The organism is uncultured Maribacter sp. (assembly GCF_963975365.1).
Classification (GTDB): Bacteria; Bacteroidota; Bacteroidia; order Flavobacteriales; family Flavobacteriaceae; genus Maribacter.
Map to the genome: position 1 here is coordinate 277307 of NZ_CAXBGF010000004.1, position 24798 is coordinate 302104.

Annotated in this window: 18 protein-coding genes; 7 read left to right on the forward strand and 11 right to left on the reverse strand. The window is 34.6% G+C overall.

Annotation, left to right across the window (positions count from 1 at the left end; translation table 11 throughout):
- Window position 1: 1 nt before the first annotated feature.
- The 8 genes from AACZ49_RS07425 to AACZ49_RS07460 all read right to left on the reverse strand — a co-directional run bounded on the left by AACZ49_RS07425 (window position 2) and on the right by AACZ49_RS07460 (window position 15213).
- Window positions 2–1168 (reverse strand): efflux RND transporter periplasmic adaptor subunit, encoded by a 1167-nt coding sequence (locus AACZ49_RS07425; protein WP_339653053.1) that lies wholly within the window; start codon window positions 1166–1168, stop codon window positions 2–4.
- Between the two features lie 25 nt (window positions 1169–1193).
- Window positions 1194–2534: a TolC family protein gene (locus AACZ49_RS07430; RefSeq protein ID WP_339653055.1), complete on the reverse strand. Its 1341-nt coding sequence runs from the start codon at window positions 2532–2534 to the stop codon at window positions 1194–1196.
- On the reverse strand, window positions 2535–3140 hold the full coding sequence (locus tag AACZ49_RS07435) for a TetR/AcrR family transcriptional regulator (protein ID WP_339653057.1): 606 nt from the start codon (window positions 3138–3140) through the stop codon (window positions 2535–2537). It abuts the gene before it with no gap.
- A 462-nt stretch (window positions 3141–3602) separates the two neighbouring features.
- Window positions 3603–5306, reverse strand: a complete 1704-nt coding sequence (locus AACZ49_RS07440; protein WP_339653059.1) for a CRTAC1 family protein — start codon at window positions 5304–5306, stop codon at window positions 3603–3605.
- A complete protein-coding gene (locus AACZ49_RS07445; RefSeq protein WP_339653061.1) occupies window positions 5296–6564 on the reverse strand; it encodes a phosphatase PAP2 family protein in 1269 nt (422 codons plus the stop codon). Before AACZ49_RS07445 ends, AACZ49_RS07440 begins: the two co-directional genes overlap by 11 nt.
- Before the next feature lie 107 nt (window positions 6565–6671).
- On the reverse strand, window positions 6672–9932 hold the full coding sequence (locus tag AACZ49_RS07450; RefSeq protein ID WP_339653062.1) for a VCBS repeat-containing protein: 3261 nt from the start codon (window positions 9930–9932) through the stop codon (window positions 6672–6674).
- Window positions 9933–10097: 165 nt separating this feature from the next.
- Window positions 10098–11975: a RagB/SusD family nutrient uptake outer membrane protein gene (locus AACZ49_RS07455; protein ID WP_339653064.1), complete on the reverse strand. Its 1878-nt coding sequence runs from the start codon at window positions 11973–11975 to the stop codon at window positions 10098–10100.
- Between the two features lie 10 nt (window positions 11976–11985).
- Window positions 11986–15213 (reverse strand): TonB-dependent receptor, encoded by a 3228-nt coding sequence (locus tag AACZ49_RS07460; protein ID WP_339653066.1) that lies wholly within the window; start codon window positions 15211–15213, stop codon window positions 11986–11988.
- Window positions 15214–15676: 463 nt separating this feature from the next.
- Here AACZ49_RS07460 and AACZ49_RS07465 point away from each other — a divergent pair, with 463 nt between their 5' ends.
- Together AACZ49_RS07465 and AACZ49_RS07470 are read left to right on the forward strand one after the other, a co-directional pair.
- The gene (locus AACZ49_RS07465; RefSeq protein ID WP_339653068.1) at window positions 15677–16693 is read left to right on the forward strand and encodes a GntR family transcriptional regulator; all 1017 of its coding nucleotides are present in this window, start codon (window positions 15677–15679) and stop codon (window positions 16691–16693) included.
- Window positions 16694–16821: 128 nt separating this feature from the next.
- Window positions 16822–17796, forward strand: coding sequence for a polyprenyl synthetase family protein (locus AACZ49_RS07470; RefSeq protein WP_339653070.1), 975 nt, complete (start codon window positions 16822–16824; stop codon window positions 17794–17796).
- Here AACZ49_RS07470 and AACZ49_RS07475 read toward each other — a convergent pair.
- A complete protein-coding gene (locus tag AACZ49_RS07475; protein ID WP_339653071.1) occupies window positions 17793–18935 on the reverse strand; it encodes a lycopene cyclase family protein in 1143 nt (380 codons plus the stop codon). The two genes, AACZ49_RS07470 and AACZ49_RS07475, sit on opposite strands and share 4 nt — an antisense overlap.
- Before the next feature lie 72 nt (window positions 18936–19007).
- A complete protein-coding gene (locus AACZ49_RS07480; protein ID WP_339653072.1) occupies window positions 19008–21284 on the reverse strand; it encodes a TonB-dependent receptor in 2277 nt (758 codons plus the stop codon).
- Between the two features lie 77 nt (window positions 21285–21361).
- Here AACZ49_RS07480 and AACZ49_RS07485 point away from each other — a divergent pair, with 77 nt between their 5' ends.
- The 4 genes from AACZ49_RS07485 to AACZ49_RS07500 all read left to right on the forward strand — a co-directional run bounded on the left by AACZ49_RS07485 (window position 21362) and on the right by AACZ49_RS07500 (window position 23922).
- Complete coding sequence (locus AACZ49_RS07485) at window positions 21362–22027, forward strand: metal-dependent transcriptional regulator (protein WP_339653073.1); 666 nt, start codon at window positions 21362–21364, stop codon at window positions 22025–22027.
- Between the two features lie 28 nt (window positions 22028–22055).
- Complete coding sequence (locus tag AACZ49_RS07490) at window positions 22056–22877, forward strand: ZIP family metal transporter (RefSeq protein ID WP_339653075.1); 822 nt, start codon at window positions 22056–22058, stop codon at window positions 22875–22877.
- Between the two features lie 200 nt (window positions 22878–23077).
- Window positions 23078–23440, forward strand: a complete 363-nt coding sequence (locus AACZ49_RS07495) for a hypothetical protein (RefSeq protein ID WP_339653077.1) — start codon at window positions 23078–23080, stop codon at window positions 23438–23440.
- A gap of 59 nt (window positions 23441–23499) precedes the next feature.
- A complete protein-coding gene (locus AACZ49_RS07500; protein WP_339653078.1) occupies window positions 23500–23922 on the forward strand; it encodes a DUF2141 domain-containing protein in 423 nt (140 codons plus the stop codon).
- 7 nt (window positions 23923–23929) lie between these two features.
- Here the strand turns inward: AACZ49_RS07500 and AACZ49_RS07505 are convergent, their stop codons facing one another.
- Window positions 23930–24337 carry a TonB-dependent receptor plug domain-containing protein gene (locus tag AACZ49_RS07505; RefSeq protein ID WP_339653079.1) on the reverse strand — a complete coding sequence of 136 codons (408 nt, stop codon included), beginning with the start codon at window positions 24335–24337 and terminating at the stop codon, window positions 23930–23932.
- A 72-nt stretch (window positions 24338–24409) separates the two neighbouring features.
- On the opposite strand from AACZ49_RS07505, the gene AACZ49_RS07510 reads away from it, so the two are divergent.
- Window positions 24410–24796 carry a DUF423 domain-containing protein gene (locus AACZ49_RS07510; protein WP_339653080.1) on the forward strand — a complete coding sequence of 129 codons (387 nt, stop codon included), beginning with the start codon at window positions 24410–24412 and terminating at the stop codon, window positions 24794–24796.
- Window positions 24797–24798 lie beyond the last annotated feature (2 nt).

The window sequence follows — 24798 nt, forward strand, 5'->3', positions numbered from 1 at the left end:
TCTATTTTTTAATTTTTACTTTTTGACCATCTTTTACACTTCGAGCACCTTCTTTTATAATAAGATTTCCATCTACTAGGCCAGTAAGCACCTCTATTTTAGCTCCTTGTGTTTTACCTGTGGTAATGATGGTTCTTTTTACTACTGCTTCATCCTCTGAGTTTAGTTCCTCTGCAACGTATACATATTGTTCTCCTTCGGCATTTTCAGATATAATACTGGTAGGTATTAAAATGGCATTTTCACTGGTATAATCATTTAAATTAACCTTTGCCGTTAGGTTAGGTTTAATTTTACCTTCTTTATTTGGAACTGGAATTTCAACTTCGAACGATCTGTTCGATGGATTTATGAAATTACCTGTTTCTCTAATCTTTGTGATAATACTGTCACCTAAAACAGGAAAATATACCAAAGCTTCTTTTCCTTTTACAACACTACCTAAATATGTTTCTGGAACCTCTACTTCAATAAACATATCAGATAGGTTCACTAGACGAAACACTTCAGAACCTTGACCAGGTGCTACTACAGTACCTTGATCTTTTATAACATTATCTATAATACCTGAAAAAGGAGCTCTTATACTAGATTTTCCTAATTGACTTTGTGCTTGGGAAACCATATTTTCGGCTGACTCATAGTTTGTCTTAGCTTGTAAATATTGAATTTCTGAACCTATGTTTTGTTTCCATAATCGTTCTTGGCGTTCGAATGTCGTTTTCGCAAGTATAGCTTGAGATTTTAATTGACTAAGTTGACTAGACATACCACCATCATCAATGGTGGCCAATAATTGTCCTTTAGTTACTTGATCACCTTCTTTTACATATACTTTTTGTAGCGTACCTGCCATTTCTGGGTAGATCAATACATTTTGTTTTGTACTGACATCACCTTGTAATTCTAGATAATGGTTAAAGACTTCTTTCTTAGCAGTCATTGTATTAACAAGTGGAAATTTTTCTTCACTTCCTAAAATTGCAATGGCCGAATCTAATGATTTAAGCTGTGCTTCAATTTGATTTTGTTGAAGAGTGATTTCGGTCTTCTTAGCTCTTATTTCTTCTAGGTTACGCCTTTCAATAATTCCACTTACCGACTGGTCTCCACCACCACAAGAAAATAGGCTGATGGTTACTATTAATAAAACTATTACTTTTTTCATGATTATATTTTTAATGATTGATTATTTAGGCTTTAGTATTTAATATGATTTCCAATTCGGTTTTTTTATTAATCACTTCTACCATGGATTGTAGGAATTCTTGTTGAGTTGTATATAGTTGTATTTGTGCCTGTCTCAGTTCAAAACTTGTTGCAAATCCTTCTTTATATTTTATCTGATTTTTATTTTCAATACGTTCAGAAAGGGTAAGATTTTGTTTTGCAGTTTCGTAATTGGCTATAGCAAGGGTGTAATTATTTTTTGCATTCTCTAACTGTAATCTTATTTGCTGTTCTGCCTCTGTTAATTGAGTCTTTGCTTTTTCTAAAGCAATTTTTGCCCGTTGTGTACTTGCATTTCTTCTTAAGGAACTAAAAATTGGAATGTTTAGGTCGAAACCCATTATAGATGAATCGAACCATTGTTGGTCGCCACTAAAAAAATCAAAAGAATCTGAAAAGGAGGAACTTCCATAATTAACAAATGCGTTCAATGTCGGTAGGGCTCTGCTTTTGGCTAGTTTCCATTCGTAGTAGCGTTGTTGGTTTAAATTTTCAGCTATTTTAAAGTCGACATTATCATTAATATTAAGGTCATAATTAAGTAGCCCTAGATCAATTTTCGATACCGTTAAATCTTCAAGATTTTCTTTGAGTTGAGTTGGTGCGCTCAAGTCTAAGCCCATGCTTATGTTCAACATTTGTAAAGTAATTTCTTTTAATCTTAAGGCATTTTGTAATTGGTTTTCGATAGATGAAAGTGTAATTTGTAGTTGATCTACACTTTCTTGATCCCCAAGTCCGTTTTCGTAAAGTTTTGAAGTTTCAAATACATTTTTCTCAAGGGTACTTTTATTTTTTTCTAGAATTTCAACACTTTCTTCTGCCAAGAGCACATTTCCGTAGGCTTCAACAACTTGTTTTCTAATTTCTAATGTTGTTTTCTCTTTGTTGTTATTACTATAGCTTAGAAACGCTTTTGTAGCTTGAACACCAACAATGTATGAGCCATCGAAAATTTGTTGTTTTAAGGTAGCTGTTGCTGTTGCTGTTTGTGGTTGTCCAAAGACAACTTCTGCGAATGTACCAGGTTCCCCACCAAATATTTCTGCTGGTATAACACTTACCGGTTGCTTTAATTGATTTTGATAACTTAATGCACCGCTTATTTGTGGTAGACCATCGGCAATAGTTTCCCATTTTTGTTTTTGGGCATCAATAATGTCCCTATCCGCATTAATAGCTGCATAATTGTTTTCTAGCGCAAACTGTATAGCTTCTTCTAATGTGAAACTATAGGTTTGTTCTTGTGAGTAACTAAGGCTAAAGCTAAGTAGAGTTAATAGTAGTACTAGTTGATTTCGCATTTATTCTTGATTTGAATTGATGATTGTATTTAATATTTTTCTTCCTTTTGGAGTAACAATTCCCCGTAAATGATATTCTAAGAATGAGTCCATTAATTTTGATACCGGAAATAATGGTAATGGAAATAAGTTTTGATCTTTGATGCTGTTCATGCCGGTATAATAAATTCTGGCAACAAATTCTGAGTCCAAATTATCCCTATAGATTTCTTGTTGTTTGCCGCGTTCCACATTTAGTAAAACACATTTTTGCATTTTACTAAAATGCATTGCTTTCATATTCTTATGAATCTTAGGATAGTATTTCATTAGCTGAAATTGTGGTGAGGTTTTTTCATCATTAAGATGAGACATCACGTATCTTTTAATTTCATAGAGCTCTACAATCGGGTTTTTCTGTAAGGCTACTATTAAATCTATACCCTCGCTTAGAGCGCAATATTTGTTCATTACACAATCTTCAACTAACTCCGTTTTATTGCTATACTCGTTATATATAGTTTTTTTCGACATGCCAATTTCATTGGCGATGTCATCCATTGTAATACTTTTGAAACCGCGTTCCAAAAAAAGTTGGGTAGCAGTGTCTCTAATTTTTTCTTTCATAATGGGTGCAAATATATGGCGAGAAACTTTAAAAACTAAAAAAGTTTCCAAAGTTTACAATTGTTTAATATTCGCCCATAATTATCACAAATTGTCGAAAGAATGATTTTGGTTTACATAATTCTTGTACGCTAGATTGCCTTTCTTTTCCCAATATTCATCGTAATACTTCCATTGTGAATAATTTTTTCTCATTGAGCTACATGGGATGACATTGAATCGCTCTTTAGGTTTTTTATGTTTATTGTGGCTATTTTCCCCACCAAATCCAAATATGATTTTAGATAGAATATAGCGACTAAGCGAGTTATATTCTTCTTCAAAAACTGTTTAGGTTAGTATTATATTTTTGATTAAATGCCATCCAAGGGTTTTTCAATTGGTCTTCAATTATAAAGACGCAAATTTTGAAGGCTATTGCATTTTTGGGGAAAATTTTTGCTTTTTTTGAAATAAAACACTTTATTTTTTTGCTAGCATTCTTTTGCGATACAGAATAAAAGCTATTATAAGCATTAAAATAGTGCTTAAAAAGTACCAAAAATAAGATTGGTCTTTTGCTGGCGTATTCATTTCTACTATGTCTATTAGTTGGTTAGCATCTACTTGGGTTAAAATTTGTTGCTTACCACCTGTCCAATCTACAATTACAGAATCAACCACTTTATTTACACCTAAGCCGAAATGGGCTATCACTGAATTTTGCGAAAGATGGCTTGATCCGCCACCATCAATTTCACGAATTATTTTTTTTCCATTCGCAATAATACTTACTCTAGAACCAATACCATTAGCTTCTGCATCTATACCTTTAAGTGCCACTTTCAGCCAATTGCCTTTGGCTATGTCATTTCGAAAGAGCTTCGTTGTAGACGGAATAGGATAATTTAATATAGGTTTTTGATTTACTACCAACAAATCCATATCCCCATCATTATCCATATCAAAAATCACAGAACCTCTACCGATACCATAGTCATTGATGGCTAATTCTCTTCCTTTTTCAGTAAAGGTATTTTTGTTGTTCTCGAAATAGAAGTTACCCATGGGTGTACAATTCGGATTTAAATCTCCATTAGAGACAAAAAGGTCTAAGTCTTCATCATGGTCGAAATCAGCAAAATTTGCACCCCAACTTATAGCTAAATTATAAGTGCCCAGTTCTTTTGCTTTGTCAATAAAGGGCAAACCTTTACCCTGGTTCTCCATTAGCATATTGAACTTTATGTTGGTAATATAATAATCCATCCATCCATCATTATTATAATCACCAACAGCTGCGCCCATGGCATTAATCTTAAGGTCCATACCTGTTTCTTTACTAACATCTTCGAAATGTTCGTTAGGATATTCATTTCTGTAAAGAAAATTTGGCACTGCTTTATATCCAAAATCTTGATTCACCAATAAATCTTGGTCTTGATCATTATCAAAATCTGTAAATACGCCACCGAAACCAAAACCCTTATGGCCTAAGCTATAATCTTCATAGATGTTTTCAAATTTTTCGCCATGGTTATTTTGTAATAAATAGCTTTTAGCTGTTTGGTTGGCGCTAACTATAGTTGCGTCCTTAATTATTCCGAGCTTTCCGGTAAATTCTTGAAAATAATTACCAACGAATAGGTCTGGATAACCATCTGCATTAAAATCTCCAAAACTAGGTCCAGTGCTAAAGGAGTTTAAATCTTCTAAGCCATATGCATCGGTAACATCTTTAAAAGTAGAGTTACCTAGATTTAAGAATAATAAATTTTTCGCTCTAGGGATGATATTCTTTCCATCTGTAGTAGTAATCGTAGTAATAAATAGATCTCTGAAGCCATCTTTATTCACGTCGGCACTAACCACACCTTGTGTTACATATTCATTTGTTAACTCTAATCCAGATCCTTCAAATATATCTTTAAAAGTTCCATTCCCATTATTTAGATATAGCCTATCCGATTTTATTCCGCCTGTAATATAAAGGTCTTCAAAACCATCATTATTTACATCAAATACGGTTACGCCACCACCGAATGTTCCTTCATAAACTTGGTATTCATGATCAATACCAGAAGATTTTGTAATGTCGGTAAATGTTTGTTGCGCTACACTTGTCATTCCTAAAGAAAGAAAGAAAATAATAACGTGTATCGTTTGTAGGGTTAAGTTATTTTTCATTTGTTTTTTTCCATTCTAAGGCATTTATATTCTTTGCTATCTCAATACCTTTCTCCAAGCCTACTTCATTATCTAACTTTGTGTGAATACCACCATAAAATCTAGAATCTGCAGTTTCTTGGGCAGCTTCCCAGAAAGAATCAAATGATCTAATAACAAAATCTGTTTCTTTAAGTTCGTCTCGCTCTCTACCTTCATGAGCCCTGTCGGTAAATGTGAATTTTTTTCCGAAATTATGTTCTAAAACAGTGGCCGCAGTCGCAGCTTGAATTGCGTGCCCTGAAGGAAAAGACGGAAAAGGTGGGTCTGGCCAAAATGATTCCCATTCTTCATCAATATATTTTGGTATAAAGGTATTTGGTCGTTCCGTAAAAAACTGATATTTCCATTTCCAACAATTGATAAAGGCATCTGCTACGGCCATGCCTACTTGAGCATACACCTGTGCACATTCTATCAAAGTTGAGTCATGACCTTCTAGCGCTAAAGTTGCAAAGTAATAGGAATGCCCAGGTGGAGTAAAACTCACATCTGGGTCGTCGCCCCACCAAATGGCAGCTTCTTTTTCTAGCTGGGTCAATTCTAAATCTTTTAAGTATACATTTTCAAATTGTTGATAGTAAGGTGAACCCGGAGTGGTATCGTAAGGAATTATTTGTGGGTCAGATATTGTCTCATTCATTGCGGCGAAAGTCCTATTTTCTCCCCAATGTGGATGCAATGGGTGATGGCTAAAAGATTGTGCGAATAATGGTGGTTTCCAAGATCCAGGTCTATCTGGATGTACCATAGTTTTGTCAAAATTATGAAGATACCCTCTATGTCCACCATCGGTTTTTGACCACTCAAAGATTGCATGGGCTACTGATTTTCCATAGGAGACAGAACGCAAAACCGTTTCATTATCAATATCGTGTTGTACTTGATTAAAAACAAGTTGTTCAAGCGAATCAATTTTTTGAATATTTTCGCCGGAGGTTTGAACGTATATTTTTTTTAAGATTTCTGATTGCCCTGCATTTAGGGAAAGTGCCCAATTATATTCTTTTGTAGGGTCAATTTTAGGAAGTAATTCAAGACCATTTAGTTGCCCATTCATAGAGTTATATTCTATAAAACCCGGAACAATGGATTCATACATTGTTAGTCCTATATAACCAAATGCTCTTGAGGCAAAAGTAGGGGAGTTAGAAGGTGTGTATCGGGTAATATACAAAGTCATATTTGCCCATTCTAAAGCTACATCTTTATCGTCCATTTTAGCTTGTTCTGTAGTAGAACATGCTATTGAAAATATGAGCAGAAGAAATAGGGGTAACCTGTTTATGATATTTATTTTTGAAATAATCATTGTAGCAATAAAAGTTATTTTAAGAGTTTATAAGTTTCGGTAGCTAACCCATAACTGGTAAGTATCAAATCATCATTTATAAATAACGCATGGGTGTTACTTCCTTTTATAGAGAGACCTGAATTGGTTTGAGTAACATAATTAAAATTCCCTTTACCATCACCCAAAAGAACAGTACCGTAGTTAGCGTCAAATTTTCCTATCCTTAATTTATAATAGTCATTGTTACCTAAAAATAAAATATCAATATTACCATCTTTATTAAGGTCTATTGTTAATATTTCTGAAATTGGTGAAAATTGAGCTTGCACTGGTAATGTTGCCATTTTATACTTTTCTGTAACGGTACTTAATAAAACAGTAGTCTCTTGATGTGTGCTTGATAATTTTTTGGTATTTTGTAATTCGACTTCATTAAAGAAGTCTGACATTCCCGCATCTGAATATTTCTCATAACTTGTAAAGCGCTGTCGTAAACTTGATAACTGGCCTAAAAGCTCATCTCTTGTTACATACGGATAACTTTTACCGTCAATATAAAAATTTAATATGGGGTCTATAGAGCCATTATTATCGAAATCTGAATAGTATATTTCTGCAGGGGTCTCAGCGCTTAATTTAAATTGGGTATTAGTGCCGATATTTCCAGCAATTATATCTGGTTTTCCATCTTTATTTAAATCCGTAAGTTTTAGCCTAGTCCATAATCCAGATAATGGTTCTTCGTAAAATCTATTGGTTTCGTTCAATAATTTTCCATTCTTGTTTAGATATATGGATATGGGTGCCCACTCTCCTAATACGACAAGGTCCTCTATTTTGTCACCATCCATGTCTGCCCATGAGGCGTCTGTAATGATACCAGGATTTTCTAGAGCTGGTTGAATTTCTTTTGTTTTATCTGCATAGTTCCCTTTGCCATCATTAATTAAAATAAAGCTTCTTGATATTTCTGGATATCTACCCGGAACAACATAGCCGCCTACAAAAATATCGATGAATGAATCGTTATTGATGTCTGATACTGAAACCGTACCTGTGCTTACGTTCATAATCGGTAAAGCCGATTCAGTTTTGATAAAATCGCCTTTTCCATTGCCGATATAAAGTCTGTCTTGAAGTTTGGTGTCATTTTGAGAGAAATCATGATAACCCCCACTGGCAATATAGATATCTAAATTGCCATCTGAATTTGCATCTAATATGGCAATATCAGCGTCAAAACTATTCTTGTCCAATTCAAAATCGGGAATATCCTTTGGAATGAATTTCTTAGATTTTGTTTGGAAAAACAAGCTTGTCGCTTGCCCTACACCACCAGCAATTATAATGTCTTCAAGACCATCTTTGTTTAGGTCTGCCTTTTCCATTGCTGGACCATCATGTGATAGTTGTTTTAATAAAAGCGATTGCCTTTTAAAATCATTAATGGTAGATGATTTATGTTTATAATTAATTAGAGATTCTGTTTTGGCAAATAGTTGGTCAGGGTTGACCACTTTTGATTTTAATAGCGTAGCATTACTTTCTTCCAGAACCAATAATTTGTTTGCGGAAATGTCTTTTAATGTTTCTTTTTTACCTGAATTCCATTCTACTATCAATGAATCAATTTTAGCATTCTCACCAAAACCAAAATGTAATATGGGAGATACGGTAGACAAATACCCTTTAGTTGGCATCTGCTCTAAAACCTGTATGTGTTCGTCCGAGAATACACTAATTTTTGTTCCAATACCATTAGTGTTTTTGTTTTCTCCTTTAAGTTCAATATTTAAAAAGGTATCGTTCTTTTTAGAACTATCATTTCGATAAATAAAAGCTGGTTTGTTAATATTGTTGACCACTAAGTCTAAGTCGCCATCATTATCTAAATCGGTGTAAATAGCACCATTACTATTTGCTGGTTGGTCTATTCCAGCATATTTAGTGTTGTCTGTGAAATTGATGCCATCGGTATTGGTGTAATAGAAATTTGTTAAGTCTGAGGCAGGCATTTTTTTAATAAGTTCTAAAACATCTTGTCGTTGTAACCTTCCTTTAGATTGCACAAAATCTTCCATGTAATTAATGAAGTCTAGATTGGTGTAATCCCGGTAATATCCATTGGTGATAAATAAGTCTTTTAAACCATCGTTATCAAAATCTGCAAATAGTGGAGCCCAACTCCAATCTGTATTAGAAATGCCAGAAAGCTGGCCTATTTCGCTGAAAGTGTTGTCACCATTATTTAATTGTAGCATGTTCCGCATATACTGATGATGAAATCCACTTCTAATATTTAAATCGAATTTCTCATAGTTGTCAGGCGACAGTAATAATTTTTGACGTTTATTATTTTTAGGAAGCATATCTAAAGTAAAGATATCTTGCCAGCCATCATTATTTATATCGGCAACATTGTTACCCATTGAGAAATGACTCGTATGCCCAATTTGTGAACCTAATAGGTCTGTAAAAGTTCCATTTTTATTATTTATGTATAAATAATCAGGAACAGTATAATCGTTCGAAATATAGAAATCTTGCCAACCATCATTATTTATGTCACTAATGGCGATACCTAGACCATACGTTAAAGCAGAACCGCTAACGCCGGATTTTTCTGTAACATCATAAAATTTATTCTCTATTTGCTCAAATAGACGTGTACCTTGTAATGGATTATCTTTTTTTAAAAATTCTTTTGTGCTTACTTCGTTTAGAACTGGTAATGATTTAGGATTATGGTTTAATAAAAGCATATCTAAGTCCCCATCTTTATCATAATCAAAGAAATAACCTTGATTGCTATAAGCTGCACTCGCTAACCCATATTCTTCAGCTTGTTCTTTAAAAATGGGAATATTGTTGACGTCGTTTCCTTGATTAATAAAAAGTTGATTTTTTCTTTTAACATCAGGGAGAGCTCCAGAATAGCATAAATATAAATCTAACTTTCCGTCCCCATTTACATCGGCAGAGGTAATACCAGTTTTCCATGGGCCAGGTCTACCATCAACTTTCGATGTTTTAGTTACATCTTTAAACTTTAAGTCACCTTCATTTAAATAGAATTTATTCTCCCCCATATTCGAAGAAAAATATAAATCTTGTAGACCATCATTATTAAAATCACCTGAAGCTACACCGCCTCCATTGTAAAGGTATTCATATACCAATACATTGGCATTTAACCCTTCTTTTAAAGTATTTTGAAAAGAAATATTTGTTTCTCCTTCAGCTAAAAGAGTAAAAAGCGATGCTTTTTTTTCAATTTTTAGCTTAGAAGTCATTTCGTTTTTTTTTGTATTATTTGTACAACTTTGAAGCAGTAGAAATAAAATAAAAAGTAAGGAAACTAGATTTTTCGCCATTTGCTTAAAAGTAAAAAATCTATCCCAATAAGGGATAGATTTTTTCATTAACTCAATTTAAAATTAACTCAACAAATAATTTATTTAATAACCAGGATTCTGAACTAATAATTCATTTCGGTTAATTTCATCTCTGCTTATTGGCATGAAGTACATTTTGTCATCCCAAGTTCTTGTCTCGTTATCATTATTATCTACAACGGTATAGGTGTAATCATATACTGTTGGGTCATGTTGATAAGGAGTTCTTGGTGTAGCGCCAGCTTTTAGCGTTGCAGTAACTTTCATCACTTTAATGCCACGACCTAATGTTTGATCAGCTATCATCCATCTTCTTGCGTCATGATATCTATGTTCTTCATATGCCAATTCAATTCTTCTTTCGTTTATATAGGCTTCTAATAAGTCTGCACCAGATGAGGTAATTGCGGGCATGCCTGCTCTAAAACGAAGTTTATTCAGCCAATTTCTAGCTTCACCTTCATCTCCAGTAGCTATAGAAGCTTCAACATAATTAAGAACTATTTCAGTATATCTGATAAATGGCCAAGGAACTACTTGTGCACTAGATTGGTTGTCTACCACAGCCGGATCAGCATCAATAAATTTTCGAACATAATAGCCTGTTCTACTTCCGTTCCAGTTTTCAATAGGAGAGTCACGCATATCGACACCATTTATTATTCCACCAGAACCATCGGCGTACGTACCGGTTTGAATCTCATCATAAGGGTCGATTGCAGCAACATCTGATGGTCTTGGTTTCCATCCAGAACCGTCATAAAGTATTGTAGCCGAAAGCCTAGGGTCTCTGTTTTCATAAGGTGCTGCAGCATGCTCAGGATTGCTCCAGTCAAATTCAGAACCATCCATCATTTGATAATCATCGACCAATTGCTGAATAGGAGTATTACCTGCCCAGTTATGATAACCGTTAGGGCCGTTGTTTATACCTTGGTGAATACCACCTAAAGGCCAATTACTTTCCACGGTAAATAACGGTGTATGTGTACGTTCAAACAGTAACTCTGCTCTTGCTGCCGGATCACCTATTGCGCTTCCTCCGCCCATAGCAATCGAAACATAAGTTTGTATAGCTTCTTCGGCAGTTGCGGGTGCACTTAAATCCAATTTATAACCCGTTGTTTCATCTAAAACAGCTTTAGCTGCTGCTTTAGCTGTATTCCAACGTGCAGCTCTGTCGCCAGATGTATACGCTACTAAATCAAGGTTAGAATAACTTCCTAAAACAGATGATTTGGCACTAGCTGTTGGGCCATCACGTAAGTCGCTTGCCGCATAAATCAATACTCTTGATTTAAGACCCATGGCACTTAACTTAGATGCTCTACCAGCGGTAATATCCTTTCCATCTAATAAAGAAATTGCTTGATCTAAATCAGCAACGATGAAATCGACATTTTCGGCAAATGTACCTCTTGCTGCTGAATAGTCTTCGTCCAAACCATATGGCCTGTCAATTAATGGTGCGCCTCCATAGTAACGCATTAATTGATGATAATAATAGGCTCTTAAAAAATGTGCTTCACCTAGTAAGCGATCTTTTAGGCTTTGATCATCGAACGTAGCGTTTGGTAATTCTTGTATGGCAATATTTGCCTTACGAACTGCCAAATACAATTCATTCCATTGAGGTATAATATTTACGTTACCCGTCCCTGATGGGGAAAGTGATCCTTCGGTAATTACATTGATACCTCGCCCAGAGTGTGTAAACATTGCTTCATCGGTTAGAGATGCCAATCCTTCTTCTTCAAACCCTCCATAGCCAAGGGATGAATACACATTAAATACAAATGCTTGTGACAATGCACCATCTGCCCATGTGGCATCTGCTGATATAGAATCTAAAGGTTGTGTCTCTAAAAAGTCTTCATTACACGATATGGGTATTAAGGCTACCGTTAATAGGCCTAAGAGTACTAATTTTCTTTTTTTCATGATTTTTTTTTTAAAATGTTAAACTAAAACCTGTGTTAATAATGGTCTGCTGTGGATAAAACTGCCCACTATTACTCGTTGATTCAGGATCATAAATGTCTTGTGCTGCCCAAGTCGCCAAATTGAGACCACTCATGTAAACCCTAAATGCAGATAATCCAAATTGGTCAATCATTCCTTTTGGGAAATTATATGCTATTTGAACGTTTTTAAGTCTAATATAATCCTTGCTATATAAATTATAAGTGTTGTTGCCGTAAGAACCACCACTATAATAGGTATCGCCCCTACTTGCTAATCTTGGGTGTACACTACTTGGGTTATCTGGACTCCATCTATTATCAAAGCTATATTTAAGGTAATTACCTATATCGCCTGATTCAGTCAGGATCGGTAGTTTTGCGCCTGTAGCACCTTGTAAAAGAACCGATAAATCAAAATTCTTATAAGAGGCGTTAAAGGTTGCGCCAAAGTTAAAGTTTGGTACAATACTATTATCCAATCGAACTTGGTCCAAATCATTAATGGCGCCATCACCATTAATGTCTTTAAATTTCATGTCTCCTGGTTCTAATTGTGGTTTAACAGCACTGTAATCTAATGTATTACTTGAAATGGCCGCCTCATCGATAAAAACTCCATCAGATTCATACACTAAGTAAGAACCAATAGGTTTGCCTTCTTGCAATTGATAATCTGGTGCGCCAGGAATTTCATCTAAAAAGACTACACTGTTCTGGGCATAACCACCATTTACACCAACATCCCATTTAAAGCTATCCGCATCACCACCATAATAATTTAAGGCAAATTCAAACCCTTCGTTATCTACTTTACCGGCATTAACAGGGGGTAATAAATCTGAAATACCTGAAGAACCTGGTGTGGAACCTGTTTTTTGAATCAAAATTTGATCTCGTCTGTTCAAGAAGTACTCCAAAGTAAAGCTCAATTTTCCATTGAGGGTAATACCGTCAAGACCTACATTGAGGTTGTTTGCCCGCTCCCATGTAAAACTTGGGTTTGCCAATAATGGCTCCGTAAGGGTAGTTTGTACGTTACCGTCAATGGGATAACTGCCAAAATCATAAATAGATAAATAAGCATATTCTTGTAATTCATTTTGAAAGAAGACCTGATCATTACCCATTTGACCGTATGAGGCACGTAGTTTAAGGTAATCGATAGATTCAACATTGAACCAATCTTCTTTGTTGATATTCCACCCAACCAAGAATCCTGGGAAAAATCCAAAACGATCATCACCTGGGAAAATATAAGAACCATCATACCTCCATATGAATTCGGCTAAATATTTTTCTTTAAAGTTGTATTGGGCACGGCCATAGTACCCTAAGCGAGTCCTATTATACCCAAAACCATCAGTAACCTGTCCATCTTCACCACCTACGCCTATTTGATCAACAGCAGCTGATAAGTAATTTCTTCTAAAGGCCGATAAAAACTCGCCTTGAAAATTTTCGCGGGTTACACCAGCTAGTAAATTAATTGTGTGATCATCACCTATTGTTTTATCGTAATTTAGTAAACCAGTTAGGTTGGTATTTAAAACGTTTAACGATGATTGCGTTAACCTTGGGTCAGTAAAGTTAGATCGAATTGCGCCACTTAAAACTGGATTTCCGGTTGCGATATAATTGGCACGATCCAATGAATAAAGTGTCCAAGGTGTTTGCCATAATTTTCTACGCTGTTGGCTTTGATCAACACCAGCCAGCAAGGTTAAGGTTAAGCCATCAACCCATGGGTTTTTAATATCTACAGAACCTGTAAATTGCAAATAATCGGTTGGTTGTTTATCATAACCAGTTTCATTAGTAGTAATAACTACAGGCTGTTGTCCATTTTCAATATCTGGTCCTGGTAATCCATTTGGCCAAACTGCAGGCTCATTTGGTCTACCTCTCATCAACATCCTGAAAATGGCGCCAGCACTTTCTGTTGGGAAGGTTCTATATTCCTTTCTATACGCCATACCTAATTTGGTAGAAATGTAGTCATTGACTTTGGCATCGGTATTGATTCTAAAATTATATTGTTGGTAGCGGTTGGCTGAATTTTTGTAAATAGCACCCTGATCTGAATACCCTAGTGATGCATAGTATTTGAGGTCTTCACTTCCGCCACTTACAGAAAGATTATGCCGTTGTTGTTCTGCCCAATCTTGAAACGTAGCACCGAACCAATCTGTATCTGGGTATAACCATGGATCAGCATTGGTTCTATGGTTATTTATTGTTTCAGGACTAAAAGCTGCGTTTACAGTTTCTGCCGGGCTACTTCCAGGAATAGTATAACTGCCAGTATTTTGAAATGCGCTATTTGCTGCACCCCATTGACCTGCAGGAATATTACTGTTATAAATGGCTAACTCGTTCATGATAGTCTGATACTCCACAGCACTCGCCATTTCAGGAACTCTTGTTGGTCTAGTAAGACCAAAATCAGCATTATATTTCACTTCCATTTTACCGACGTTTCCGGTTTTTGTTGTGACAATAATAGCACCGTTTGCTGCTCTAGCACCATAAATAGCAGCAGAAGCATCTTTTAAAACTGAAATATTAGCGATATCATTTGAATTAATACGGCCAATACCTCCATCTCTATCTGGAATACCATCAATAACAATCAATGGTTGATTGTTGCCTAATGTGTTGGTACCACGAATGCTAATAGTAGATTGGTCATTACCGGGTTCACCACTTGTTTGGATGATAACTACACCTGGTAATCTACCAGCAAGGGAGTTAGAGACGCTAATAGCAGGGGAGCTTTCAAGAACTGGCCCTTGAACTGCTGTTACCGCACCGGTAACAGTAGCTTTCTTTTGAGTACCATACCCAACCACAACTACTTCTTCTAGATTTGCAACATCTTCTTCTAGAGATACATTAATAGTACCCTGATTGTTAACTGGAACAACAACAGACTTAAAACCAATATAGCTAAAGCGCAAACTGGTATTACTGTCGTCTAGAGTAATTGTAAAATTTCCGTCAAAATCTGCTTGTACCCCTCTTGTAGGATTTTTTGCATCGATGACCGAAACACCAGGTAATGGCATGTTGTCCGCAGCTGAAGTTACGGTACCCGATACTTTTATTTCTTGTGCGTATATGCTCGTTAAGAGTAACCCGCCAAAAAAGAAAACCATCGTTAAGATTGCATGACTTCGTATCATGAAAAACTTAGGAAAATTAATTTGTTGATTCATAAAATAGGTTCTTATGTGTTGTTAGTTATGTTGTAATCATAGGTATTGTAATTCTATTTAGGGCATTATTTAAATGCGAAGACTATGATACACTATGCTACTAAATACAAATATATAATAAAATGTTAATTGTATAAATTAAACTTTAAAATATTTTGAATTTGTCAAAATTGTTATAAAAATATAATAATATGATATTTGTCCTTTTAAATTTGTAATGTTTTTTTTGATAAAATTGAATTTTTAAGGACAGAAGGATCTCAACTAAAAATTATCTCGGAAAGTTCTCTAATCCCAATTATGCCAGTAAAGCAGCAGCAATTTTTTCAAGATTATTACGGGTAAATATTTTTATGGTGGATGGATTTTTTCAGGACTAAAAATTTGCATAGTACTTCTCGATATCAAGACATTTTGATTGCCTTGATTAAATTGTAAATTCGACGGTTTATATTTGTATTCTATGCCTATTGTAAAAAGAATTTTAAGCTTAACCCAATACAATAATCTTACAAAGCACGAACAATTGGTGCAAGGGGTTATCGAGTCTATTGAAGATGGCACCTTGTCTATTGGGGATCAATTGCCTTCAATTAATAACATGGTTGAAGAAATTGGTTATGCTAGGAAAACCATTTTTAAGGCTTATGAAGAACTTAAGAACAGAGGTTTAATCGAGTCTAGACAACTTAAAGGCTATTTTGTTATAAGTCAAGAAACCAATATTACCAAAAGAATGGCCTTGCTTTTATTCGCTTTCCAAAGTTATCAGGAAGAATTTTACAAAACTTTTAGGAAAGAGATGAGTAAACGATTTCAAATCGATGTTTTTTTTCACCATAATAATTTAACCATATTTGAAACCATACTAACGAATATTAAAGGTAAGTACGGCATGTATGTAATTGCTCCTATCCAAAACCAAAAGGTTGTGCCATTACTGCAAAGTATTGAGCCTAAAAAATTGCTATTGGTAGATAGGTATTTAGACCTCGGGGAATCATTTTCTTATATTTCTCAAGAATTCGAAGAAGTTATTTATACATCGTTAGTGCAATTGCTTCCCGAAATTAAAAAATACAAAAACCTAATTTTATATTTTAATGAAGAAAGTGATTATTCTCCAATTTCGATTCGAATAGCATTCGAAAGATTTCTGAAAGATTATAATATTAATGGAACCGTAAAAAATAATTATTCATTAGGCACAGCCAGTAAAGGGACTCTTTATTTTATTTTAGGAGATACTATTTTGTGGCATATTTTAAGAGATTGTGTTCGGAAAAAATATAAAATCGGTGTGGATATTGGAATCCTTTCTCAGAATGATAATGTTGCCAAAGAGATTGTTTTTGGTGGAATAACAACGATTTCTACTGATTTTAAAGAGATGGCTAAAAGGGCTGCTAAACATATAAAAAATGAAGATACTACTCAAGTTATTATGCCCTCAAAGTTGATTAAGCGAAATTCTCTTTAAATTAATTTCTGTTTGTGGTTTAGTAGTTTTCTTTTTCTGAACCAAATGCCTTCAAGAATCGAATCTTCAATGATTAAAAGGCCTTATTGCAAAACATATTTATTCTATTTTTGACAAAAATTGCGAGAATGCATTCTATAAATGAATATCGAGAAGAGTTTATCAAGTATTTAAACACTAAAAAGTTTACTAAAGAACCTAGAAACCTGTATGAACCAATCACCTATATTTTAGGTTTAGGAGGTAAAAGACTTAGACCTGTATTGGTTCTACTTACAGCCGAAATTTTCAATACAAATTATAAAAGAGCATTAGATGCAGCTTTGGCAGTAGAAGTGTTTCATAATTTTTCATTGGTACACGATGATATTATGGATGACGCTCCGGTGCGTAGGGGAGAGATTACGGTACACGAAAAATGGGATATTAATACCGGTATTTTATCTGGAGACGCTATGTTGATTATGGCGTACCAACTATTTGAAAATTATGAACCTCAAATTTTTAGACAGTTGGCGCAACTTTTTAGCAAAACAGCTTTAGAGGTATGTGAAGGACAGCAATATGATGTTGATTTTGAGACCCGAGACGATGTTATGTTGCCAGAATATTTGAAAATGATTGAGTATAAAACTGCGGTTTTAGTTGCAGCTGCATTAAAAATGGGTGCTATCGTGGCTGGCGCATCTGAAAAATCTCAAGAACAAATGTATACTTTCGGGCTTAACTTAGGGATAGCTTTTCAATTACAAGATGACTATTTAGATGTTTTTGGAGATCCTAAAACTTTTGGGAAACAAGTTGGTGGTGATATTATTGAAAATAAAAAAACCTTTCTTTACTTAAAGGCTATGAGTTCGGGTTCAGAAATGATGACAAAAGAGCTTGAACATTTATACTCTATACAACCTAAAGAATCGGAAACTAAAGTAAATGCTGTTCGTTCTATTTTTGAAAGAACTAAAGCAGACGAGGCTACAAGGGTCGCAATTGCCGATTATACCACAAAGGCTTTTGAAGTGCTAAATGATATAGAATTGGAAAATGATAAAAAAGAGTTGTTGCAACAGTTTGGCGAAAATTTAATGAATAGAACGGTTTAAAGTAAACGTTTAAAAAAGGCTTTTATAAAAGGAATTTTAGGGCAAGCATTTATATAGACGATATCTTCCCATAAATTGGTTTTCTCATCTAAGAACTTGAAAACCATTTGGGGGCTAATTGATTTAAATAGCGATTCAAAAATCTTATAACCATTTGCATTATTGTGATGTAATACATCAAGAAATAGAAGGTCGTAAAACCAAAATTTATTTTTTAGTTTAAATTTTTTTAATGGCTTTCCATTCTTAATATAATTAATTAGCTGAGGCACCTTATTTGCTGTACTCATTAATGTATAGCCAGTGCTGGGTTTGGCCCAGCCACCTGCAGTGCCTATATGCCGTATCCTATCTGAATGATGCTCTCTAAAATCATAGGCAGTCATGGGTATGCTACCAGATTCTTTAGCTATAATTGTATAGTCTTTGCATTTATACCTGTCCCATATATAGTTTTTTATAGCTTCTTCATATTCTTGTTTTGGAAGTAATTTTTCTGAAAACAAGGTATACTCGATTAGTGCAGTATTATTTGAATATGGTAAGACATACATAAACCGGGTATTCCCTTTTTGAGGTATCGAGAAATCCATATATGTAACTTCAGAAGCATTGAATATTGGGTCTATCGTTTTTATCTCCCAACCTAAAAAATGCTGTTGTAAAACAGGATACTTCTTTTGCTGGGTAGTCAATTTATAATCAAAAAGGCTAGTGAATATAAATTCAGCAACGTAACTGTTGTTTAAGGTGCGAATAGTTACTTCGTTACGTGTTTCTTGTAGTTGAACTACTTCTTCTTGTTTAAAAGTAATATTAGCATAACCCTCAATTTTATTTAAATAGTGATTATAGAAATCAATACCCTTTATCATTTTATAGGAGTAGGGTGCTATTTCATTTCTTTTGCAAATTTTTGAACTTTCGAAGTGAAGTCCTCCCCATTCCTTATCAACAATATCATCGAACTTTCCTTTACCTTTTTCCCAAAAACACCAAGTACGATCATTTGTTTTTTTGGCGTCTTTATCAAGAATAAGAATCCTTTTATCTGCAAAAAAAGAATCATTCCCCATAGCATCTGCTAACAATAAGCCAGATGCGCCAGCACCAATAATTATGTAATCGTACTTGTTCATAAATATTTAAAGGTATTTGTTGGCAGACTTTCCTACAAATTCAAAAATACGAATAAGCAACTGTATTTTACCTTATTTTATGGTATATCGAAGCCCAAGAAAAGACCTAATTCCTTGATTGGGGCCATAAACATAAGTGGGGTCAAAGGTAAGCGCATAAGGATTATTTGAAGTGGCAACTGCATTCCCATTAGAATCAAAAGTAACTTCTTTGTCAAAAGGGTCATTTGCACGGGCGATTATGAACGGATTACCGTTATTCGGTGTCCAGTTCAATAAATTTTTCACACTAGCATAAATTTCAAAATTCTTCATTCCATTATACGTGAATTGAATATTTTGTATACTCCAAGTAGGTGAAAAATCTCTTCTTGGGTCACTGTTACCTAGGGTTGGTAGTCGCATTGGTCCATAAAGATTGCCAGTGTAATCTAAAGTTAAATTCCAAGGTCTGATCGTATAACTTAATCCCCAATTTGCCGAATAGCTTTCGGTTAAAATTTGTCGTTTGGTAATACCTTTTTCGGTATTGCTTACATCTTGTATTGTTCCACCAAACATTATTTTGAAGGTACTTGGAAAAGCTATGTCCAAATTGGCGCTTATCCCTTTTGAAACTGATTTTCCGTCTAAATTATCATAAATGATTTGATTAGGATCAGTGTCATAATCGGGTATGATTATATTTTGGAAATTGGTATAGAATAAGGAGGCATCTAGTGTTGCGAAAGTACCATTATCCCCATATATTTTTTTTAGATAATTAAGATTTACGTTGAATGAACGTTCTGGTTTCAATTTTTCTGTAATGATGACTTCGCGTGAACCGGTAAGGGCGGCATGCTCTTCTGTAAATAGATTTACAACTCTAAAACCTGTGCCTGCATTTAATCGTAATATATCCGTATCTGTAAATTTAAATCTGTAGGCACCTCTTGGTGTAAAAATAGAACCATGTCTATCATCATAATCATAACGAGCACCCAATAGTAAAGAGTTCTTTTTATTAAAGGCAATCTCATCTTGAAGAAAAATACTAGGTATAATTACTTCATCCGGTTTATTGCCATTTAAATCTGAAGTTGCCGGCGTGCTGTCGTCATAGTAATTATATCGCAAGGCAGAGCCAGCCAATATACTATGCCTGCCCAAGGATTTGTCCCAAGTAAGTTGGGTGAAACCAATTCGCTGGTCCGCTAAGTAAGAAACATCGCCATAAACAGAGTTCTGGCTATGATTATTGAAGGAAAAGGAAAACATTAATTGTTCCTCAAAAGGGAGTTGGTATTTGCCTAACACTTCCCATCTTCGTGTGTAAATACTTTCTCCATAAATTTCATCTCCACCTCTATATTCGGGAGTCCATTGTAATTCTCCTCCCCATCTATCTTCATAAAAGTAGCGACCGGCCAATGAGAGAATACGTGATTTTTTTCTGGTGAAGTTCCATTTTTGAAATATTGATATTCGGTCTTGTAAGGTAAGGTCCGTAAAATTATCTCCGTTATTATCAATCGGATTATCATATTTAAAATAATTTATACCCAACAAGAGACTGGCTTTTTTGCCTACATTTACTTTGGCACCCACATCAAGATTGTATTCTCCCCAACCTGTTATGAAGCTATCTCCAGAGAAAATGGGTGCAGTAAGATTATTTTTGGTAATGATGTTTATTAACCCACCCACAGCTTCGCTACCATAAAGAGTAGAAGCAGGGCCTTTTACAATTTCAATTTGTTCTATGAGTGCGTTTGGTATTCCATATAAACCGTAAACTGTTCCGAGTCCGCTAACAATTGGCATGCCATCTATTAATACAAGAGTATAAGGCCCTTCAAGGCCGTTTATATGAATATCTCCTGTGTTGCACACATTGCAGTTAATCTGTGGCCGTACGCCATTTACGTTCTGTAAAGCTTCAAAAATATTAGCCGTTGGGTTTTTCTTAAAAAAAGTTGGCTTGTAAACTTCTACTGGGACAGGACTTTCAAGCCTACTGACGGGTTTCAAAGTACCCGTGACTACCATTTCGTCTAATGATTCTATCGAAGGTTTTAGAACAATATCCAATATCTGTTCCTCGCCTTTTTTTATGATGATTGACTTGCTAAAGGTTATATAACCAATTGTAGATGCTATGAGCGTATATTTTCCAGGGGGAATATTTTTTAATTCATACCATCCATTCTCATTAGATGAAGTGCCTATTTCGGTGTTATTCAAATAAATATTAACGAATGGGGCGGGTAAATTTTCAGATGTTGTATTGCCAGATAGGGTCACTTCTTGCCCATATAAACAAGTAAAGCTAAAAATACAAATACATAAAATAATTATTTTTATCATCTAAAAATAAATTTAGACAAAACTAAAAAATTGTTTTTACGTATAAAAATGTATTTTTGTTATTATATTATTTTGAAATGACCTTATCAGAAGAAGATTATATAAAAGCGATTTATCATTTAAGTCAAATAGATAGTAAAACAGTGGCTACCAATGCCATCGCTGAACAAATGAAGACAAAGCCATCTTCGGTGACCGATATGGTTAAAAAACTATCTGAGAAGTCATTGGTAAAATATAAAAAATACCAAGGTGTGTCGCTTTCTGAGAAAGGCAGGCTTGTGGCACTTTCCGTTATACGTAAGCATCGGTTATGGGAGGTTTTTTTGGTGGATAAACTGAATTTTTCTTGGGATGAGGTTCATGAGGTCGCTGAGCAATTAGAACATATAAAGAGTGATGCTTTAATTGATAAGTTAGATGCTTATTTAGGATTTCCGAAAGTAGACCCACATGGAGACCCTATACCAAATAAAGAAGGATATTTTACTAAATCGGTAAAAAAATTGATTAGTGAATTGCCAGTTTTAAGTGAGGGAGTATGCGTTGGTGTAAATGATTCTTCTGTTGCTTTTTTGAAGTTTTTAGATAAGAATAATATTGCTTTAGGAGATACATTTAAAATCTTGGATAGAGAAGAATTCGATGGTTCCGTGACCATTTCAACAAGAGTCGGTTCTATTCGTATTTCAGAACAGATAGCATCAAATTTATTTTTAGAGATTGTAGCTGATGAGGAGTAAGAATTTTAACCAATAAGATTTTCGATTTATGGAACAAATAATCAAATATTTTGAATCTATAGACCCAGTATTAGCTGCATTTTATGCTACTTTATTTACTTGGGGACTAACTGCATCTGGCGCTGCATTAGTGTTTTTGTTTAAAACCCTAAATCGTGCGGTTTTGGATGGTATGCTTGGTTTTACTGGTGGTGTCATGGTAGCTGCCAGTTTTTGGAGTCTTTTGGCGCCTGGAATAGAAATGAGTCCTGGGGAGGGGTTTGAAAAAGTAATTCCGGCAGCTGTAGGATTTTTATTTGGTGCTGCATTCATTTTCGGATTGGATAAAATATTACCTCACCTTCATATTAACTTTAAAGAGAGTGATGCAGAAGGTGTAAAGACTCCTTGGCATAGAACAACCTTGCTAACTTTGGCAATAACCCTTCATAATATACCTGAAGGATTGGCCGTTGGTGTGCTTTTTGGTGGGGTAGCAGCTGGTTTTGATGGTGCTTCAATTGGTGGTGCGGTTGCACTTGCTCTTGGTATCGGTTTACAAAACTTTCCAGAAGGTTTTGCCGTTGCCATGCCCTTAAGAAGACATGGACTTAGCAGAACTAAAAGCTTTATGTTTGGTCAAGCATCTGCATTGGTAGAGCCTGTAGCTGCCGTTTTAGGAGCCTGGGCCGTAATGACCTTTCAGCCTATTTTACCTTATGCACTTTCATTTGCTGCAGGTGCCATGATTTTTGTAGTAGTAGAAGAGGTAATACCAGAAACACAGCAAGACAAATATACAGATATTGCTACTATGGGTTTTATTGGTGGTTTTATAATTATGATGACTTTAGATGTTGGTTTAAGTTAGAATGTGTACAATACCATTATTCGAAATAAACTGTTATTAGTGTTTTTCATAATATCGGTAATTTAATAGCACTTTTACCGTTTAAGCAATTAGAGATTATAACAATATACTTTTAAGAATATATGCGCTTGACTAAGAATCATTGGGTTTGGACAGTTCTATTAGTTGTAACTTTAATCCTCTGTGGTACAATATTAATAATGCACTTTAAAAACTGGATTAGTAATGATAGTCAAAGTCTAAAGTTGAGGTCAGGATTTTATGCCGTAGAGATTCCCTACAGCCAACTAGATAGCATTGTAATGGTTGAAAGAATTCCTCCGATGGAGCGTTTAAATGGTTTTTCGGCCCTCGAAAAGGAGAAAGGAATTTTTAGGGAGTTTAAAGATTCGCTAACCGATAGGAAAGTTCATGTATTTGTCGATAACATAGGTCAACAGAAAGTAAAATTGGTATATAAAGATTCTGCATATTTATATTTTAACTTGAAGGATTCGGTAGAAACTATTCATCTTTTAGATGAGTTAACCGCCAAAATGAATTCACTACGTACTCCTAATTAGTTTAAATAAAGAATATGGCATCAAAATTGGAATTACTTTTAAAATTGAATTTTTGAAGTATGATACATAAGAATTTCTTTTTACTCTCCTTTTTCTTAGGTATTTCAAATTTGATTAGCGCACAGCATAGTCTAAGTTTGAATATTGATGGCGTAACATCAGAAGAAGGAAATATTTGTTTCGCTATTTACACCAATGAAAGTTCTTTTTTGAAGTTTGATGAAGTATTCAAATCTGGTTCTTGTAAAGCCGTAAAAGGGAACAACGCTTTTCAGATTACCGATTTGCCAGATGGTGATTATGCTATTGCAATTTTCCACGATGCAAATGGTAATCAAAACTTAGATACCAATATACTCGGCATTCCTAAAGAACAACTTGCCTTTTCGAAAAGTAAAATGAAAATGTTTGGTCCGCCAAAATTTGAAGAGTGTGTATTTACTTTGAAATCGAATATGGAAATGAAAATCAGCCTTCAGTAATACCTACTTAGTAGCTTACTATTTTTATTACCCCGTTCGACCCTTGAGAACCATAGCTTGCAGCATCTGCACCAGTTAAAATGGTGATTTTTTTCACATTGTAACTTTCAATAATCTCGTTAACCGAATTAAAAGAATTACCTATTACTTGGTTATTGAGAACGTATAGCGGTTCTTGATTTCCTGCTGATGCAAATGAATTAGCTGTTTTATTTATGACAGGTACATTATTATGAAGTACAACACCACGCATTTGAGTTATGCGCTGTAATAATGATACGTTTGCTCTATTTCTATCTTTTAATTCATCATTCAATGATGTGGAATTTGAACTGGCATTTAACTTTTTTGATGTATTACAACTACCTAAAATTATCATTGCTGCAATTAGTAAAACGGGTATTGTCTTTTTCATATTTGTAGGAAATTGTATATGTCAATATAGGAATTTAAAAGACAATGACATTATCTTTGAACTAAAAACAGAATGATTTTAATGGCACAGTTAGTTGGGGCATTGTTAGGGTTGTTGGCAGTAATATTTGGTGCTTTCGGAGCCCATATGCTAAAAAAAATATTTACTGTAGATCAGTTAAATAGTTTTGAAACAGGGGTGAAATATCAAATGTATCACGCAATAGTGATTTTGATGTTAAGCTTTAATCTCAACCTAGAAAGCTCTTTGGAGAAGAATATGGTTTTCTGTTTTATAGCGGGAACTTTTCTTTTTTCCTTTAGTATTTATGGACTTTGTATTAGTGCAGCTAAAGGAAAAAAACTCAAAATTCTTGGTCCGATTACTCCACTTGGTGGACTCTTTCTCGTAATAGGTTGGGGATTATTACTTTATCACTTCATGAAAAATTTAATCTAAGA

What these genes read in the sequence shown, in the direction of transcription:
- AACZ49_RS07495 (WP_339653077.1), top strand. Translation starts at nt 23,078, where the DNA reads ATGCACTTTAAAAACTGGATTAGTAATGATAGTCAAAGTCTAAAGTTG.
- AACZ49_RS07440 (WP_339653059.1), bottom strand. Translation starts at nt 5,306, where the DNA reads ATGAAAAATAACTTAACCCTACAAACGATACACGTTATTATTTTCTTT.
- AACZ49_RS07475 (WP_339653071.1), bottom strand. Translation starts at nt 18,935, where the DNA reads ATGAACAAGTACGATTACATAATTATTGGTGCTGGCGCATCTGGCTTA.
- AACZ49_RS07490 (WP_339653075.1), top strand. Translation starts at nt 22,056, where the DNA reads ATGGAACAAATAATCAAATATTTTGAATCTATAGACCCAGTATTAGCT.
- AACZ49_RS07510 (WP_339653080.1), top strand. Translation starts at nt 24,410, where the DNA reads ATGATTTTAATGGCACAGTTAGTTGGGGCATTGTTAGGGTTGTTGGCA.
- AACZ49_RS07480 (WP_339653072.1), bottom strand. Translation starts at nt 21,284, where the DNA reads ATGATAAAAATAATTATTTTATGTATTTGTATTTTTAGCTTTACTTGT.
- AACZ49_RS07465 (WP_339653068.1), top strand. Translation starts at nt 15,677, where the DNA reads ATGCCTATTGTAAAAAGAATTTTAAGCTTAACCCAATACAATAATCTT.
- AACZ49_RS07450 (WP_339653062.1), bottom strand. Translation starts at nt 9,932, where the DNA reads ATGACTTCTAAGCTAAAAATTGAAAAAAAAGCATCGCTTTTTACTCTT.
- AACZ49_RS07470 (WP_339653070.1), top strand. Translation starts at nt 16,822, where the DNA reads ATGCATTCTATAAATGAATATCGAGAAGAGTTTATCAAGTATTTAAAC.
- AACZ49_RS07460 (WP_339653066.1), bottom strand. Translation starts at nt 15,213, where the DNA reads ATGAATCAACAAATTAATTTTCCTAAGTTTTTCATGATACGAAGTCAT.
- AACZ49_RS07485 (WP_339653073.1), top strand. Translation starts at nt 21,362, where the DNA reads ATGACCTTATCAGAAGAAGATTATATAAAAGCGATTTATCATTTAAGT.
- AACZ49_RS07435 (WP_339653057.1), bottom strand. Translation starts at nt 3,140, where the DNA reads ATGAAAGAAAAAATTAGAGACACTGCTACCCAACTTTTTTTGGAACGC.
- AACZ49_RS07430 (WP_339653055.1), bottom strand. Translation starts at nt 2,534, where the DNA reads ATGCGAAATCAACTAGTACTACTATTAACTCTACTTAGCTTTAGCCTT.
- AACZ49_RS07505 (WP_339653079.1), bottom strand. Translation starts at nt 24,337, where the DNA reads ATGAAAAAGACAATACCCGTTTTACTAATTGCAGCAATGATAATTTTA.
- AACZ49_RS07500 (WP_339653078.1), top strand. Translation starts at nt 23,500, where the DNA reads ATGATACATAAGAATTTCTTTTTACTCTCCTTTTTCTTAGGTATTTCA.
- AACZ49_RS07445 (WP_339653061.1), bottom strand. Translation starts at nt 6,564, where the DNA reads ATGGACGATAAAGATGTAGCTTTAGAATGGGCAAATATGACTTTGTAT.
- AACZ49_RS07425 (WP_339653053.1), bottom strand. Translation starts at nt 1,168, where the DNA reads ATGAAAAAAGTAATAGTTTTATTAATAGTAACCATCAGCCTATTTTCT.
- AACZ49_RS07455 (WP_339653064.1), bottom strand. Translation starts at nt 11,975, where the DNA reads ATGAAAAAAAGAAAATTAGTACTCTTAGGCCTATTAACGGTAGCCTTA.